Origin of the sequence: Blautia sp. MSJ-36 (assembly GCF_018917985.1) — a bacterium.
In the GTDB taxonomy this organism is placed as follows: domain Bacteria; phylum Bacillota; class Clostridia; order Lachnospirales; family Lachnospiraceae; genus Blautia_A.
Genome location: NZ_JAHLPQ010000008.1, coordinates 12,377 through 28,275, shown reverse-complemented (window position 1 = coordinate 28,275; position 15,899 = coordinate 12,377). Strand labels below are relative to the sequence as shown.

15 protein-coding genes and 1 riboswitch are annotated in these 15,899 nt (G+C 44.0%); of the genes, 11 read left to right on the top strand and 4 right to left on the bottom strand.

Annotated elements, in window-relative coordinates:
• Window positions 1-423: 423 nt before the first annotated feature.
• The 5 genes from KQI39_RS07835 (at window position 424) to KQI39_RS07815 (ending at window position 5,543) form a co-directional block, all read left to right on the top strand.
• Entirely contained in the window at window positions 424-1,500 is a 1,077-nt protein-coding gene (locus KQI39_RS07835; RefSeq protein WP_174095794.1) for a LacI family DNA-binding transcriptional regulator, read from the top strand.
• A gap of 256 nt (window positions 1,501-1,756) precedes the next feature.
• The gene (locus tag KQI39_RS07830; RefSeq protein ID WP_253293112.1) at window positions 1,757-2,782 is read left to right on the top strand and encodes a sulfate ABC transporter substrate-binding protein; all 1,026 of its coding nucleotides are present in this window, start codon (window positions 1,757-1,759) and stop codon (window positions 2,780-2,782) included.
• A 37-nt stretch (window positions 2,783-2,819) separates the two neighbouring features.
• Window positions 2,820-3,659 (top strand): sulfate ABC transporter permease subunit CysT, encoded by an 840-nt coding sequence (gene cysT / locus KQI39_RS07825; protein ID WP_216417655.1) that lies wholly within the window; start codon window positions 2,820-2,822, stop codon window positions 3,657-3,659.
• A complete protein-coding gene (gene cysW, locus KQI39_RS07820; RefSeq protein WP_216417653.1) occupies window positions 3,659-4,495 on the top strand; it encodes a sulfate ABC transporter permease subunit CysW in 837 nt (278 codons plus the stop codon). Before cysT ends, cysW begins: the two co-directional genes overlap by 1 nt.
• Window positions 4,485-5,543 (top strand): ABC transporter ATP-binding protein, encoded by a 1,059-nt coding sequence (locus tag KQI39_RS07815; protein WP_216417651.1) that lies wholly within the window; start codon window positions 4,485-4,487, stop codon window positions 5,541-5,543. Before cysW ends, KQI39_RS07815 begins: the two co-directional genes overlap by 11 nt.
• Window positions 5,544-5,569: 26 nt before the next feature.
• On the opposite strand, the gene KQI39_RS07810 is transcribed toward KQI39_RS07815, so the two are convergent.
• From KQI39_RS07810 to KQI39_RS07800, 3 genes are read right to left on the bottom strand one after another with little or no spacing between them, the layout of a single operon-like run.
• Window positions 5,570-5,752 carry a hypothetical protein gene (locus KQI39_RS07810; protein ID WP_216417649.1) on the bottom strand — a complete coding sequence of 61 codons (183 nt, stop codon included), beginning with the start codon at window positions 5,750-5,752 and terminating at the stop codon, window positions 5,570-5,572.
• A 21-nt stretch (window positions 5,753-5,773) separates the two neighbouring features.
• Window positions 5,774-6,517 carry a serine hydrolase domain-containing protein gene (locus tag KQI39_RS07805; RefSeq protein WP_216417647.1) on the bottom strand — a complete coding sequence of 248 codons (744 nt, stop codon included), beginning with the start codon at window positions 6,515-6,517 and terminating at the stop codon, window positions 5,774-5,776.
• A gap of 20 nt (window positions 6,518-6,537) precedes the next feature.
• Window positions 6,538-7,371 (bottom strand): MurR/RpiR family transcriptional regulator, encoded by an 834-nt coding sequence (locus KQI39_RS07800; protein ID WP_216417646.1) that lies wholly within the window; start codon window positions 7,369-7,371, stop codon window positions 6,538-6,540.
• 261 nt (window positions 7,372-7,632) lie between these two features.
• On the opposite strand from KQI39_RS07800, the gene KQI39_RS07795 reads away from it, so the two are divergent.
• From KQI39_RS07795 to KQI39_RS07770, 6 genes are all read left to right on the top strand, one after another.
• Complete coding sequence (locus tag KQI39_RS07795; protein ID WP_216417643.1) at window positions 7,633-8,979, top strand: APC family permease; 1,347 nt, start codon at window positions 7,633-7,635, stop codon at window positions 8,977-8,979.
• Window positions 8,980-8,984: 5 nt separating this feature from the next.
• The gene (locus KQI39_RS07790) at window positions 8,985-9,917 is read left to right on the top strand and encodes a serine hydrolase domain-containing protein (protein ID WP_216417641.1); all 933 of its coding nucleotides are present in this window, start codon (window positions 8,985-8,987) and stop codon (window positions 9,915-9,917) included.
• Window positions 9,918-10,028: 111 nt separating this feature from the next.
• A riboswitch (TPP riboswitch) is annotated at window positions 10,029-10,136 on the top strand.
• Between the two features lie 210 nt (window positions 10,137-10,346).
• Window positions 10,347-10,550: a sulfur carrier protein ThiS gene (gene thiS / locus KQI39_RS07785; RefSeq protein WP_216417639.1), complete on the top strand. Its 204-nt coding sequence runs from the start codon at window positions 10,347-10,349 to the stop codon at window positions 10,548-10,550.
• A 59-nt stretch (window positions 10,551-10,609) separates the two neighbouring features.
• A complete protein-coding gene (locus KQI39_RS07780) occupies window positions 10,610-11,395 on the top strand; it encodes a thiazole synthase (RefSeq protein WP_021977211.1) in 786 nt (261 codons plus the stop codon).
• Between the two features lie 199 nt (window positions 11,396-11,594).
• Window positions 11,595-12,836 carry a 2-iminoacetate synthase ThiH gene (gene thiH / locus KQI39_RS07775; RefSeq protein WP_118170207.1) on the top strand — a complete coding sequence of 414 codons (1,242 nt, stop codon included), beginning with the start codon at window positions 11,595-11,597 and terminating at the stop codon, window positions 12,834-12,836.
• Between the two features lie 441 nt (window positions 12,837-13,277).
• Window positions 13,278-14,294: a sulfate ABC transporter substrate-binding protein gene (locus tag KQI39_RS07770; RefSeq protein WP_216417637.1), complete on the top strand. Its 1,017-nt coding sequence runs from the start codon at window positions 13,278-13,280 to the stop codon at window positions 14,292-14,294.
• Between the two features lie 206 nt (window positions 14,295-14,500).
• On the opposite strand, the gene KQI39_RS07765 is transcribed toward KQI39_RS07770, so the two are convergent.
• Entirely contained in the window at window positions 14,501-15,811 is a 1,311-nt protein-coding gene (locus KQI39_RS07765) for a hypothetical protein (protein WP_216417636.1), read from the bottom strand.
• Window positions 15,812-15,899 lie beyond the last annotated feature (88 nt).

Genomic DNA, 15,899 nt, shown 5'->3' with positions numbered 1-15,899 from the left:
TAAGCGTTATTGGCTTAGGTTTATTAAGTGTACCATTTTTTTGACAAGAATGTGCATGCTTGATCAGCAGCAGAAAGATTCATACAAAGAAACGCCAGAACCGGCATTTGCCGGAACTGGCGTTTCTTTATCTACGGACTTATTTTACAGTCCCATTTTTTTGTAGTGCGCCTTGCGTGGTAATGTAATGCTAAATGAGATGGGCAAGGCGCAGAATCCGGGTGGTCTACTGGAAGATGCAGTAAAAAAGAATACGTTTTCACAAAATAAGATTGACTTTTTTTAAAACTCTTATTATCATATAAAACATATTTAATTACTATGAAATAAAGAATGATAAAAAGTTCTGTTACACAGATGATGCTGAGCAGCTTACAGGACCGGTAGCTGGCAGACTTTTTTTCAGAGGGAGGGGAAAGGCACATGTCCATTAAGAAGATCGCAGAAAAGGCAGGGGTTTCACCGGCGACGGTTTCCCGGGTTTTGAACAATCCCAATTATAAATGTTCCATTCCCGGACTCCGGGATAAGATATGGAAAACAGCTATCGAGATGAATTATGTGCCCAACGAGGCGGCCCGGAATCTGAAAAAAGGCGTTTCCGCAAAGCAGGAGAAAACCTGGTACATCAATATCCTGATGACAAGAACCGATTCTTCCACAACGGATCCGTTTTTTGCGGAGCTCCTTCGGGTGATCGAAAGTGAGATCCATGATAAAAACTGCATTCTTTCCAAAGTATGGTATATGTCTGTGTTTTCCGATGACCGGAAGTGCCGAAGGGAGAATCTGGACCGGCTGATCGACGGAATGTATGACGAGGTGGAAGGGAAAAGGGACGGACTGATCATCATCGGCAGATGTAATAAAGAGGCTTTGAAGAAGCTGAATAAGAAGTATAAGAGTGTGGTATCGGTGAACCGGAATTCTACCAATTATGAAGTGGATGAGGTCCTTTGTGATGGAAAAAAGATCGCAGCAGCGGCAGTGGAATATCTGATCTCCCTGGGGCACAAAAATATCGGTTATATTGGCCAGTGTCACAGCGAGGACCGGTATAACGGGTATCTGGAAACACTGAAGAAGCATGATCTGGATGTGATACCGGAGTATGTTATCGAAACAAAGCAGACTGAGGCCGAGGGCTACGAGGCCATGGAAAAGTTCTTTCAGTCGGACGACATGCCAACCGGAATCTACTGTGCCAATGATATTTCGGCGATTGGAATGCTGAAGTGCCTGAATAAATTTCGGAACCGGTATTATATGCCTTCGATCATATCCAGCGATGATATCCAGGAGGCACAGTTTACCAGACCGATGCTGACAACGGTGAGCCTGCCCAAGGAGGATATGGGAAAATTTGCATTATACCTGCTGTTGGACCGGCTGAAGGGCGGGCATTCCGGTATCGTGCGGATGGAACTGGAAGGCAGATTGATGATACGAAACAGCTGCAGCAGTGTGGAGGACAGTATGTGGAGCGATTATTGTATCTGAGTGTTGCGGATGCGCAGATATAGTGACAGACAGGATGCGGATGCGCTATGACCAGAGTATTTGGTGAAAACGTTTTCAGATATTCCTATTTAATTAATGGGAATAATATGGTTTAATGTATTCAATTCAAATAAAAAAATTACAGAACCACAGTAAACGGAAAGAACAGGTATGATTTAACAGCGAAATGAAGCATTTACATTGTTGGGAAAAAGATTTCTAAATAAAAATGTGGTTGTAAAGGAGTACACAGATCATGAAAAGAAAACGCATTGCAGGTGTCTGTATCACACTGGCAGCAGTGGTACTGGCAGGAACTTTTGCAGTATCGGGAAACAATACAAAGGATAAAAATCATGTGGAGATCATCAATGTGTCCTATGATCCGACCAGAGAATTTTATGAAGCATATAATAAGATTTTTTCAAAATATTGGAAAGAGGAAACAGGTCAGAGTGTGGATGTGATCCAGTCTCATGGCGGTTCCGGAAAGCAAGCCCTTGAGATTTCCAACGGACTTCCTGCAGATGTGGCGACACTTGCACTGGAATATGATATCGATGCGATCCGGAATGCCGGTCTGATCGACAAGGGCTGGATCGATGAATATCCGGATGACAGTGCTCCTTATACTTCCACCATTGTATTTCTTGTTCGGAAGGGAAATCCGAAGAATATCCACGACTGGGATGATCTGACGAAGGATGGTGTGGGAGTGATTACACCAAACCCGAAAACTTCCGGTGGTGCCCGCTGGAATTACATGGCAGCCTGGGCTTATGCCAATGAGAAATATAACGGCAACGAGATAGAGATGAAGGCTTTTATTAAGAAGCTTTACAAAAATGTCCTGGTTCTGGATTCCGGAGCAAGAGGTGCCACCACTTCTTTTGTGGAAAACGGACAGGGTGATGTGCTGATCGCCTGGGAAAATGAAGCGTTTCTTTCTGTAAGGGACAATCCGGATGATTACGAGATCGTAACACCGAGCATCAGTATCCTGGCACAGCCGTCCGTTGCTGTTGTAGATGAAAATGTAAAAAAACACGATAACGCAGATGCCGCAAAAGCTTATCTGAAATATCTGTATTCCGATGAAGCGCAGGAGCTGATCGCTGAGAATTATTACAGACCGGTCAATCAGACCATCCTGAAAAAACATGCAGATACTTTTAACCTGAGTGTGAAGCTGACTACTATCAAAGATTTCGGCGGATGGGATGCAGTACAGAAGAAACATTTTGTGGACGGTGGAGTGTTTGATGAGATTTATGAAGAGTAAAAAAGCATAGCGGATACAGAAAAGAGGGGAGACAGAAATGAAGAAACAACAGAGTAAACGGGTGATACCAGGCTTTGGGCTGACAATGGGAGTGACTTTGGCGATGCTGAGTATCGTGGTTCTGATTCCCCTTGCATCTCTGGCAGTTTATTCGGCGCGGCTGGGATTTCGGGAATTTATCCAGGTGATCACGAGACCTCGAGTTTTGTCCGGATTTTACGTAAGTTTTATTACTGCATTTGCGGCCACGGTGGTGAATGCCATCATGGGACTGATCCTTGCGTGGGTGCTGGTAAGATATGATTTTCCGGGAAAACGGATCATGGATGGAATGATCGAGCTGCCGTTTGCGCTGCCAACTGCGGTTGCCGGTATCTCGTTGACATCACTGACATCCGACAAAGGGCTTGTGGGCAGTTTTTTTGCAAAGTTCGGGATCAAGATCGCGTATACCAGGATCGGTATCACGGTGGCTCTTATCTTTGTGGGAATTCCGTTTGTAGTCAGGGCCATTCAGCCGGTTCTGGAGAAGCTGGACGGTTCCTATGAGGAGGCGGCCCGTGTTATGGGTGCAAAGCCATTCACCGTTTTTCGCAGAGTTATTCTTCCGGAGCTTCTGCCGGCAATGCTTTCCGGGGCGGGACTTGCCTTCGGACGCTGCCTGGGAGAATACGGAAGCGTTGTTTTTATCGCAGGAAACAAGCCTTATTATACAGAAATCACGCCGCTGATCATCATGTCAAAGCTTCAGGAGTTTGACTATGAAAGCGCAACAGCTATCGCACTGGTTACACTGGCAGTATCATTCCTGATCCTGTTTGGCGTAAACATGGTGCAGGCAAGAAATACGAAACGAATCAGAGGGAGGGACGCATAATGGACGAAAAAAAGAAGCAGGCTTCCGGGCCGGTGAAATGGATCCTCATTGGGATCTCCGTGATCTTTCTTTTTGTAATGCTGGTGCTTCCGCTGGTCGTTGTTGTGACCCAGTCACTGAGTAAAGGCTGGGAGTGCTATGTGCAGGCTGTGACGGATTCTTATACGCTGAAAGCTCTGGCGCTGACTATTGAGGCAACAGTGGCTGCTGTTGTATGCAATACGATCTTCGGACTGTGTGCAGCATGGGCTATGACCAGATTTTATTTCCGGGGGAAAAAGATCCTCACAACTCTGATCGATATTCCGGTTACGGTATCACCGGTTATCGCAGGTCTTATCTATATTCTGGTTTTTGGAAAACAGAGCCCCCTTTATTCTGTGCTTGAAAAAGCCGGAATCCAGATCGTGTTTGCGGTTCCCGGAATTATCCTCGCAACGATCTTTGTTACATTTCCATTTGTATCCAGAGAGATCATTCCGGTCCTGGAATCTATAGGATCGGATGAGGAAGAGGCGGCAGCACTGATGGGAGCCAAAGGCTGGACCATTTTTACAAAGGTGACATTCCCGCATATCAAGTGGGCGTTTCTCTATGGCGTTGTGTTGTGTACAGCGAGGGCCATGGGAGAGTTTGGAGCTGTGTCCGTACTGTCCGGACATCTTCGTGGAAAAACAAATACACTTCCGCTTCATGTGGAAATTCTTTATAACGAATTCCAGTATGTTCCGGCATTTGCGGTTTCTTCGATCCTGGTGATCCTGGCGGTGATCCTTCTGATCGCGAGAAATGTTTTGGAACATAAAGGAAAGGGGGAAAAAGGCGATGTACGTTGAGTTAAAAAATATCAATAAAACATATGGGGATTACAAGGCATCTGATAATGTAAGCTTTGGTATCGAAAAGGGAAAGCTGATCGGTCTTCTGGGTCCCAGTGGAAGCGGAAAGACTACGATTCTCCGTATGATCGCCGGTCTGGAGCAGCCGGACAGCGGTGAGATCATCATTGACGGAAGAGTGGTCAATGATGTTCCTGCCAGCGAGCGAGGCATTGGATTTGTGTTCCAGAATTATGCCCTTTTCCGGTATATGACTGTGTATGATAATATTGCGTTTGGCCTGAAAGTGCAGAAAGCGGATAAGAAGTATATCAAACAGAGGGTTATGGAACTGGTAGAGCTGGTCGGGCTGAAAGGTCTGGAAAAAAGATATCCAAGTCAGCTGTCCGGCGGCCAGAGACAGCGAGTTGCTTTTGCCAGAGCCCTGGCCCCGAATCCACAGCTGCTTCTTCTGGATGAGCCTTTTGCCGCTATTGATGCAAAGATCCGTACAGAGCTTCGAAGCTGGCTGAAGGATATGATCGAGAAGCTGGGAATCACCAGTATTTTCGTTACGCATGACCAGGATGAAGCTATTGAGGTGGCAGATGAGATCATCATTACAAACCGTGGTCGCATTGAACAGAAGGGAACGCCGCTGGAAGTTTACCAGAATCCGGATACTGCGTTTACGGCGGGATTTTTCGGACAGACTTCTGTGATCGATAACTACCAGGTGTTCAATCACTTCGAGGAAGTTCCGGGAGGCGAAAAAGCCATTGTCCGTCCGGAGTTTGTAAAAGTGACTAAGAAGAACGAGGAACAGAAATATAAAAGCTCCGCAACAGAAGGCGTCGTAGAGCGAGTCGCATTCCGCGGCAGCAGCCTGGAACTGAAAGTCCGGGTAGGAAACACCACACTCAGCGCCAGAAGAAGCCTTGACGAAGAACCCGTCCGTGAAGGCGAAGTTGTGGAGGTGTTTGTGCAGAGGATCTTCGTGACGAAAGGAAATGAAGCAGTGTTGCTGCATAATACGGCTATGGTTGAGGATTGGCTGGTTATCTAAAAAAATGCCGCGGGAGCGGCATTTTTTTAGATATGTGAAATTTTTACACCATAATATTCTGCAAGAGAATCCACCAGATCATCACGGATTTTTTTATGATCATTGCCATCCAGAGACATGACACAGGATACCATTTGACGTTTTTTGTCAATGACACAATATTGGCCATAATTGCCGGCCAGGATCAAGGTATCTTCTATGGGCCCCATGTATATGAAATATCCATAGCCCTAGCTCTGGTAATCCGGACGCTCGGTCAGTGGATTGTAGGAATCAATATGTTTTCGGCAGGCATCCATAACAAAGTTTTTTGGGACAATCTGTTTTCCGTTCAGAGCACCCTCATGCAGAAGCAGATGTCCAAAACGAGCCAGTTCATCAATCGTCAGATACAGTCCGTTAGCTGCCATGCAATGTCCCTGAGGGCAGAGGGTCCAGTCAGGATTTGGAATACCAACTGGTTCAAAGAAACGATATCGCAGATAATTCAGCAGACCTGTTCCGGATTTCTCTTCCAGAAGAACAGACAAAATATAGGAACAGAAATTGCTGTATACAAAATGCGTACCGGGTGTATAGGGAAAAGAATCATTCTGAAAGAAATATCTTACCCAGTCCTTTTCTCTGTATCGTTCCGGACCGTCGCAGAAAAAGAGAGGATCTTTCTGACCGGATGACATGGTAAGGAGATCACGGATCTTTATTTTGTAAAGATTTTCGGAAGGATTTGACGGGAAATATTTTTCGAACCAGGGATAAATATATTCATCAAGTGTGATCAGTCCTTCACGTTCTGCGATACCAGCAGCCATTGCAACAAAGGGCTTGCTGACAGACCATATATTTAATCGGGTTTTTACCGGAAAAAGTCTGAATTCTTCTTTTAAAACATCATTTTTATATATCTGGGCATAGATAATATTGGAATGATGCTGTTTCGATTTTTCTAGGAAAATATCTAAAATTTCCTGCATGATAATCCCCCCTGTAATTATTATTCGTAAAAAAGATCAAAGTCTGAATAAAGTTCTTCCAGGTCATGAAGTCGTGTACTGATGGATTTGCACCTGGTTTTGCGGATTTTTGCAACAATACTGTCAAACAGACAATAGAGGCATGAGAAGGAGTTAAATCCCATTTCATTGAGATTGATCTCTGTAATGATAGCGTGGTCTGCCAGAGCCCATGCCGGTGATGAAATGCTGTCTGTGATGGCGAGTATTTTTGCACCATGGTTTTTGGCAATCTGTGCATATTTCAGAGACCATTTGGTATAGCGGGCAAAAGAGATCAAAAGAACAACTGTATCCTCGGATGCTTCTGTGAGATATTCGAAATTGGAATCGTAAAATTCGTGAACCACTTTGGTATTTCCAAGAAGCTGATTCAGCAGAGTTCCCATCCAGAGTGCTGCACTGTAAGATGAACGGGCACCGACAATCAGACGTTTTTTCGCATTGGTCAGATGAGTAACGATCTGATCCATATCTTCCTGATTCAGGTGGGAAGTCCAGTTTTCCATGGAATGGAGCTCTTTTGCAATGATGTTCTGATAGAAATTTCCGTTATCCAGTGTGTCATCTGCTGTAGCTGTGGGAATGGAAAGGATGTCATTCTGTACAGTTCTCTGCATTTCAGAAAAACTTTCAAAGCCCAGAGAATAAGCAAGGCGTATGATAGTGGTTTCGCTTACAGAAATTTCCTTGCTGAGTTTCGCAAGGGTGGAATAACTGAAAGAATCAAGGTGTTGTAATATATATTCGGCAACCTTCTTCTGACCGGCAGAAAGAGAAGATATTTTTTCACGGATCAACTGTTCTACTTTCATGAAAAACCTCCTGTTTTGTGTAGTTTGTATAATGAATTATAACAGGCGCGAAGTTTAATTACAATATAATAGAGTAAAAAATTCTTCTAAAACAAAATAAAATGTAAATAATGCACAATTAAAAAGATGAATTTTTAATGATATTGTCAATAGAAATTCTGAATACTAAATGATAATATAGCATTAAATAATTCATATGACGTCAGAAAAAGAATTAAATACACTATCAATATTGCAACTTATATGAAAAGGGGGGCTTTTATGTCATCAACAGCAAAGGAAGTAAAAGAAAAAACAGGTTATCTGAAACGAAGTGATCTTTATACGATTGGTGTAGGACAGGCAATTGGTTCGGGAGTTCTGACATTGATCGGTCCGGCAATTTTGCTGACAGGACAATCAGCGTGGCTAGCGTATGTGGCTGCATGTATCTGGGGATTTATGATGATCGCACCGATCCCCTGGATCACATCTACATTGAAACTTGGAGGAGGATTTTATTCTCTGGTAGGAGATATGGCAGGTAAACGAGTGGCCGGTATGTATGCGGTAGGATTTTTGCCACAGACGATCAACCTTGCGACTTATGGTGTTGCCATTGGTATGTATGCAAATTCTCTTTGGCCACAGATCAATGCGAAATGGTTTGGTATTGCAGCATTGAGTGTATTCTTTGTAATTAACCTCTGTGGCGTGGATGTAATGGCGAAAGTTCAGAAAATCCTGGTTATTTTACTGTTTGTCGCACTGGGACTGTTTATTATTCTTGGTGTTCTGCAGCTGAAAAATCCGGTATTTGACTTTACAGCACCAGACTTTTTCTCAAACGGACCATCTGGATTTTTCTCAGCAATCCTGCTGTATGTATATTCAACAAACGGATACTCCTGTATCATGAATTATGGTAAACAGGCGAAGGATGCACATAAGGATATTCCAAAGGCACTTCTGTACTGCGTACCGACATTAATGGTTGTATATGGTGGTGTTGCGCTTGTAGCCAGTGGTGTGCTTCCTCTGGATCAGGTAGCAGGACAGCCGCTTACTCTGGTAGCAAAGAATATTTTAAATCCGGCTCTTTTTACGGTATTTATGATCGGCGGACCAGTGCTTGCACTTTCATCTTCTATTAACTCTACAATTTCCAATAACTGTATTCCGGTTGCTCAGTCCTGCAAAGATGGATGGCTTCCGAAATCCTGGGCAGCACAGAACAGACGTGGCGCTTACTGGAAACTGATGACATTTACATATCTTATGGGGATTTTACCGGTATTACTTGACTTTTCTATCAGTGATGTTGTAAACAATATTATGCTTCTGGCATCTGCTCTGGCATTTTTACAGATTTACGCATATTTCCAGCTCCCAAAGAAACATGCGGAAGCATGGGAAAAATCATCAATGCATATTTCTAATGGAAAATATTATTTCCTCTGTTGCCTGAGTTTGTTTGCATATATCTGCATTTTTATCAATTCTTGCAGAAGCCTGAAACTTCCGGTAGTGATCATCAGTCTGATAGCTATTGTAATATGCATGGCTTACGGATGGTTCAGAAGTGCAAGTCCTGATGTGAAAATTGAAACAAGTGTGTGGGAGGAGTAATGTTTATGAATAAAGACCAGAATCTGCTCAATGAATTTGCGATTAAAACATTAAAAGAAAATCTCAATGTTATGTATGCACAGATATGGCGTGAGGGACAGTTAACGGCAGAATATAAAAGAATGCCGGTGAAAACGCGTCTGAATACCTGGTCTGCATGCAAAGGCGTGGTATCCTGTGCAGTGGGAATTGCATTGGATGAGGGATTGATTCATCTGGATGAGAAGATCGTTGATATTTTTCCGGAGTATGTTCCAGAAAAAACAGAAGGATATCTTGGTGATGTGACTCTGGAAAATATGTTGACAATGACCACCGGTCTGGAAAGCTCGCTGTTTTTCTGTGACTGGCCGGAACGTTATACAACACCGGACTGGATCAGATATTTCTTTGAAAATGCAAAGGTTGTAAATAAGCCAGGAACTCAGTGGCTATACAGTAATTTTAATACCTATATGATCAGCTGTGCTATTGAAAAACGTGCGGGAGTCAACCTTCTGGAATATCTGAGAAATCGATTTTTTGAACCATTGGGAATTGGTAATCCGGACTGGACTTTGTGCCCGAAAGGTCATGTACATGCGGCGAATGGTCTTTATGTAAATATTGACGAGTTCACCAGATATGGACAGCTGATACTTCATAAAGGAAAATATAATGGAAAACAGCTGGTGCCGGAGGAATATATGAAAGTTGCGACATCTAATCTTGTAGACAATTCAGCGGCAGGAAGCCCGGGAAATCTATATTCCGGTTTTGGATATGGATATCAGTTTGTAATGAATCCGGAAGCTGGTTCCTATCGATCTGATGGAAATTACGGACAGTTCTGTCTGGCGTTTCCTGATAAGGATGCAGTAGTGACTGTAATGTCTTTGGAGGGGAATTTCCAGAAAATAGGAAATCATTTATGGTCTACAGTGGTTCCGGAATTGTAATATATTCTGGCTGACAAATCAGAGTGGAAAGTATAAGATAATAGCCGTTATGTAAGGGGGCTTAAGCCTTTCAGGCTTGACATTGGGTAAAAACCGATTTATACTAAACCATGTAAATAACAGGGGAGCTTGTGATGGCAGGCTGAGAGGAAGTCTTCAACTTCGACCCTTATACCTGATTTGGATAATGCCAACGTAGGAACGTATAGGATGAATTTACGGGAGATACTTTGGCGTATCTCCCTTTTTTATTTTGATCAGGATTTACAGGGAAGTCAGAGTTAAAAGAATTCGATTTTTTATCTTTTAACCCTGGTATCTACAATTAAATATTGGAAATTTTGAGAGTGAACTGAGTTCATGAAGGGGTGCACCACCGCGGGTGTATTTCTTTGTGGACTCTTTTTTTATTCCCGGAAAGGAGAGACTATGATCACAGTAAACGGTGAGAGCAGAACACTGGAAAATCCGGTGACAGTAACGGAATATCTGAAAGCATGTAGCTATGTTCCGGTGCAGGTTGTAGTGGAGCTGAATGAAATGATTATCAAAAGAGAGACCTACGATACAACCATGCTGAAGGATGGCGATGTTGTAGAGATTCTGCAGTTTATGGGCGGCGGAAGCTGCTGAGATAAAAGGCAATTTTTCTGAAAAAGTTTTGACAGATAAAAAGAAAGGTGGACATAAAAATGACAACAGCAAACACAAATGAAGACAAACTGATCCTGGGGGGCCATGAGTTTACTTCCCGTTTTATTCTTGGTTCCGGAAAATTTTCCCTGGATCTTGTAAAAGCATGTATCGAAAAAGCAGGAACACAGATCGTAACGCTTGCTCTGCGCCGTGCAAATGAAGGCGGACTTGCCAACATCCTGGACTATGTGCCGAAGGACGTTACACTTCTTCCGAATACATCCGGTGCCAGAAACGCACAGGAGGCAGTCCGCATCGCAAGACTTTCCCGTGAGCTTGGCTGTGGAGATTTTGTAAAGATCGAAGTGATCCATGATTCCAAATATCTTCTCCCGGATAACTATGAGACGATCAAAGCAACGGAGATCCTTGCAAAAGAAGGCTTCGTTGTCATGCCGTACATGTATCCGGATCTGAACGCAGCCAGAGATCTGGTAAATGCAGGAGCTGCCTGTGTGATGCCACTTGGTTCTCCTATCGGTTCCAACAAAGGAATCTGCACAAAAGAATTCATCCAGATCCTCATTGACGAGATCGACCTTCCGATCATTGTAGACGCAGGAATCGGCCGTCCGTCACAGGCATGTGAGGCTATGGAAATGGGTGCTGCGGCAGTTATGGCAAACACAGCCATTGCAACAGCAGGAGATGTCCGTGTTATGGCGGAGGCCTTTAAAAAAGCCATCGAGGCAGGAAGAAGCGCATATCTTTCCGGCATGGGAAGAACCCTGGAGAGAGGCGCCAGCGCATCTTCACCGCTGACCGGATTTCTGCATGAATAGGATAATGACAGTATATTGAAAGATTTGGAAATATATGGGTTATTAAGAGCAGACTTATGTATCGAAAGCAGATTGCGAATATCCGCCTGATGCAGATCAACCAGAGAAGAAAAGAGAACGGATAGCTAAAAGTAGAATCAGATACTGAAATATTGCAAATTCGAAATAATAAAAGTACGAGAGGAGCGACATAACAACAATGGCAGAAACAGCACAGGCCAGTCAGCAGGACGGCCATTTTAATGAGAGTATCGTAAACGAAGAAATTCTGGAAGACATGAAAAAGAACCGTATCGACCACATGAAGTACCTTCCGGATATGGAACAGCTGGAAGAGTCTGATGTGATGGATCAGGTTATTTCCGCAATGAATGCATATGATTATGACAAATACACAGAAGCAGATGTACGCAGAGCCCTGGCTCATGACAACCGTACACCGGAAGATTTTCAGGCACTGCTTTCACCGGCAGCACTGCCTCTTCTGGAAGAGATCGCACAGGCAGCGCGGATCGAAACAAGAAAACATTTTGGAAACAGTGTCTGTATGTTTACACCGATCTACATTGCAAACTACTGCGAAAATTACTGTATTTACTGTGGATTTAACTGCCACAACAAGATCCGCCGTGCACAGCTGAATGAAGAAGAGATTGAGAAGGAAATGGCAGCTATTGCAGAAACCGGCCTTCAGGAAATCCTGATCCTTACCGGTGAAAGCAAATCCAAATCCAATGTAGAATATATCGGAAAAGCCTGCGAGATTGCCCGGAAATATTTCAAGGTGGTAGGTCTTGAAGTGTATCCGATGAATTCTGATGAGTATGCATATCTTCACAAATGCGGTGCAGATTATGTAACTGTTTTCCAGGAGACCTATAATTCTGATAAATACGAAACCCTGCATCTGGCAGGCCACAAGAGGATTTTTCCATACAGATTAAATACACAGGAGCGTGCACTGAAAGGCGGCATGCGAGGAGTTGGCTTTGCGGCGCTTCTGGGGCTGGATGATTTCCGTAAAGATGCTTTTGCGACGGGATATCACGCATACCTTCTGCAGAGAAAATATCCCCACGCAGAGATTGCTTTTTCCTGCCCGAGACTTCGCCCGATCATCAACAATGACCGGATCAATCCGAAGGACGTCCACGAACCGCAGCTTCTGCAGGTAGTCTGTGCATATCGCCTGTTTATGCCATTTGCAAGCATTACTGTATCCACCAGAGAGTGCGAGCGTGTCCGTGACAATCTGGTAAATATCGCGGCAACCAAGATCTCCGCAGGTGTCAGCACAGGAATCGGAAGCCATGTGGAAGACATCGAAGATAAAGGTGATGATCAGTTTGAGATTTCAGACGGAAGATCCGTGGATGAAGTATTCAATGCCCTGAAAGATCACGGTCTGCAGCCGGTAATGAACGACTACATCTATCTGTAAAAAGAGATAAGGTCACACAAGCGCATAGATGACTGCACAGCCAACAGGGGATAATTTCTGTGGATTTCTGTGGAATATGTGGAAAACCACCCGCCTGAAAGAACGATTTTCCTGGGCGGGTGTGGATAACTGTTTCAGAAAAATAAATGCAGAAAGATTTTTGTCAAACAGAGGGGAGTACTGGGAGAATTTGTTGGATTCACAAGGTTGATGACGTTTTCACATATACTCCCGGAACAATAAAATACGATGCAAAAATCAACAAAAACAACATAATATCGGCCGGAATCAGATATAAAAACCTGTGAAATCCGCAAAAACACCCCTGTTTCTGAAAACTGCTGAAAACGGTTTCTAATCTAACAGTTTTCATATGGACTTACTCATGTTTATAATAGCCCCAACAACAAAACACGAGGCAAAACACAGGAGGTAAGTATTATGAAAAGAAAATGGAAATCAGCAGTAGCAGTTCTTGCAGCAGTAGCAGCGACCGGAAGCCTTACAGGTGTGACAACATATGCGGCGGACAGCGTCAGCATCACCAATGTATCCTACGATCCGACCAGAGAACTTTATGAACAGTACAATAAGATATTCCAGGAACACTGGAAAGAAAAAACTGGACAGGACGTGGATATCACGCAGTCCCATGGAGGCTCCGGCAAACAGGCACTTGAAGTTGCCAACGGACTGGAAGCAGATGTGGTAACACTGGCACTGGAATATGATGTGGACGCGATCCAGGATGCAGGGCTTATCGATGACGGATGGGTAGATGAATTTCCGGAAGACAGTTCTCCCTATACTTCAACTATCGTATTCCTTGTAAGAAAAGGAAATCCCAAGAACATCAAAGACTGGGATGATCTGGTAAAGAAAGACGTAGGTGTGATCACACCAAACCCGAAAACCTCCGGCGGAGCAAGATGGAACTATCTGGCAGCCTGGGCCTATGCAAAAGATAAATATAACGGAGACGAGGATAAAATTAAAGAATTCATCGGAGATCTTTACAAAAACGTACTTGTCCTGGACACCGGAGCCAGAGGCGCAACGACATCTTTCGTGGAAAACGGACAGGGTGATGTACTGATCGCCTGGGAAAATGAAGCCTATCTTTCCGTAAAGGATTATCCGGACGACTACGAGATCGTAACACCAAGCATCAGCATCCTTGCACAGCCATCTGTAGCAGTAGTCGATAAAGTTGTAGACAAAAGAGGCACCAGAGATGTGGCAGAGGAATATCTGAATTATCTCTATTCCGATGAAGCACAGCGGATCGCCGGTGATAATTATTACCGTCCGTCAAACCAGGATATTCTGAAGGAATACTCCGATGTGTTTGACCTGGACATCAATTTTGTCACCATTGATGATTTCGGCGGATGGAAAAAGGCACAGGAAACACATTTCTCAGATGGAGGGATTTTTGATCAGATTTACGAAGGATAGACAGTAGAAGATATAGTTGGACACAATAACACAAAGAAGCTGCAGAACAGTGAAAAAACAGAGTCTGCAGCTTCTTTTATGTAAATATGATATGCCGCGACTGGAAAATCTGTACCTGATATATAGCAGCTGTCAACATCACATGCAGCTATGGATCTTCCGGTCTGCAAAATAACGGCAGAGGGGGCAATGTGAATCACAAGGGATCAGGCATGGCTTCCTTCGGTCAGGGAACAGCCGTCCATTATACGGATCCCGTTTATGACATCCAGATAAGTGTCATACATTTCCTTCCATTCATCAGAGGCGTCCCTGGAGTACTGGCTGATGGTGGACAGAAGATCGTATTTTTTGCCGTCGACGGTTTCGATACGGCCGAGATAGCCCTGCCATACGCTGTCCAGAGGCTGGTTTTCGCCATCGTAATATCTGGCTTCCAGGGTCAGTACAGGAACATCCTCATTGTAATAAGTCAGTTTATATCCACCATTTTCGGTTTCGGTTGTTTCATAACGGCAGAGATATTTCCAGCGCTCCGGAGTGAGGACCTGGAAGTAATCCGTCATGGCCATATCCACACGCTCTGCGTAAACGAAATCTATGGATTTGATCAGCTCTGTGGCTTCCTTTTCGGCGGCCTTGTCATAGGTGTCTGACGGAGTCAGGACAAAAAGTCCAAATGTATAATCGTCAGTCTGGCATACAAGAGCATCTACATTTTTTTCTTCTTCGTTGACCGCGGTTAAGTATTGATATTTCGTGGCGGGATAAGATTCAAAGGTAAGGTCCTTTTTTGTGATGATCTCACCCTTTACCGGATAGTATTCTGCCAGAAAACCCTTCAGGGAAGAATCCTCCAGAGAGGAGTTTGGTACTTTTAAAACAAAGGCAGTGCTTTTTCCGCCATTTACGGAACGCTGTTCGAAATAACCTTCTTTTTCGGGCATGGATTCTCTGATCGTATCATCGGCAGGGAATCCAACCCGCATATGAAGCTCGCCACGCTTTTCCGATTCAGAGGATTCTTCTGCGTTTGTATCGGAAGAGGAATTTGGGTATGAAGAATCGGAATCCTGCGAGGAGGAGTTTCCACTGGTATCGGAGGATTCTTCTGAAGAATCTCCGGAGGAGGAATCAGTTTCAGAATCGGAATATTCCTGAAGATTGCCGTAGTCATCAATATAATAGTCATCTCTGGAACCAATATAAGTAGTTCCGGTGGCATCTTCCAGCCACACGCTGCCGTCCTCATAATAATAATGAGGCTCAAAATAACCGTCCTGTTCGGTCCAGCCGGCATCGTTGCCTTCCATCAGTTCACCGGAATCCGGGTCAGGGGCATAATTACCTTCCCCGATATATTCATCCTCGGAACCATTGCGGTACCAGTAATCTCCGTTTTCATCCTGCCAGATGTACTGACCGTCATCGGTTGGAGGGTCAGAAGCGAGGACCGGGACTGCAGATATGGAAAGAGCGATCGCGCCTGTTAAAAGAACTAAGATTTTTTTATGCATAGGCACCTCCTGATAAATTGCGCAGCAGTTATTCAGTTACTGTCCACGGATCATAAATTTTTACAAAATAAAAAGGATCTGTTTGTTA

What these genes read in the sequence shown, in the direction of transcription:
- KQI39_RS07795 (WP_216417643.1), top strand. Translation starts at nt 7,633, where the DNA reads ATGTCATCAACAGCAAAGGAAGTAAAAGAAAAAACAGGTTATCTGAAA.
- KQI39_RS07780 (WP_021977211.1), top strand. Translation starts at nt 10,610, where the DNA reads ATGACAACAGCAAACACAAATGAAGACAAACTGATCCTGGGGGGCCAT.
- KQI39_RS07810 (WP_216417649.1), bottom strand. Translation starts at nt 5,752, where the DNA reads ATGGGGCCCATAGAAGATACCTTGATCCTGGCCGGCAATTATGGCCAA.
- KQI39_RS07770 (WP_216417637.1), top strand. Translation starts at nt 13,278, where the DNA reads ATGAAAAGAAAATGGAAATCAGCAGTAGCAGTTCTTGCAGCAGTAGCA.
- thiS (WP_216417639.1), top strand. Translation starts at nt 10,347, where the DNA reads ATGATCACAGTAAACGGTGAGAGCAGAACACTGGAAAATCCGGTGACA.
- KQI39_RS07800 (WP_216417646.1), bottom strand. Translation starts at nt 7,371, where the DNA reads ATGAAAGTAGAACAGTTGATCCGTGAAAAAATATCTTCTCTTTCTGCC.
- cysW (WP_216417653.1), top strand. Translation starts at nt 3,659, where the DNA reads ATGGACGAAAAAAAGAAGCAGGCTTCCGGGCCGGTGAAATGGATCCTC.
- KQI39_RS07830 (WP_253293112.1), top strand. Translation starts at nt 1,757, where the DNA reads ATGAAAAGAAAACGCATTGCAGGTGTCTGTATCACACTGGCAGCAGTG.
- KQI39_RS07790 (WP_216417641.1), top strand. Translation starts at nt 8,985, where the DNA reads ATGAATAAAGACCAGAATCTGCTCAATGAATTTGCGATTAAAACATTA.
- KQI39_RS07805 (WP_216417647.1), bottom strand. Translation starts at nt 6,517, where the DNA reads ATGCAGGAAATTTTAGATATTTTCCTAGAAAAATCGAAACAGCATCAT.
- KQI39_RS07765 (WP_216417636.1), bottom strand. Translation starts at nt 15,811, where the DNA reads ATGCATAAAAAAATCTTAGTTCTTTTAACAGGCGCGATCGCTCTTTCC.
- KQI39_RS07835 (WP_174095794.1), top strand. Translation starts at nt 424, where the DNA reads ATGTCCATTAAGAAGATCGCAGAAAAGGCAGGGGTTTCACCGGCGACG.
- cysT (WP_216417655.1), top strand. Translation starts at nt 2,820, where the DNA reads ATGAAGAAACAACAGAGTAAACGGGTGATACCAGGCTTTGGGCTGACA.
- thiH (WP_118170207.1), top strand. Translation starts at nt 11,595, where the DNA reads ATGGCAGAAACAGCACAGGCCAGTCAGCAGGACGGCCATTTTAATGAG.
- KQI39_RS07815 (WP_216417651.1), top strand. Translation starts at nt 4,485, where the DNA reads ATGTACGTTGAGTTAAAAAATATCAATAAAACATATGGGGATTACAAG.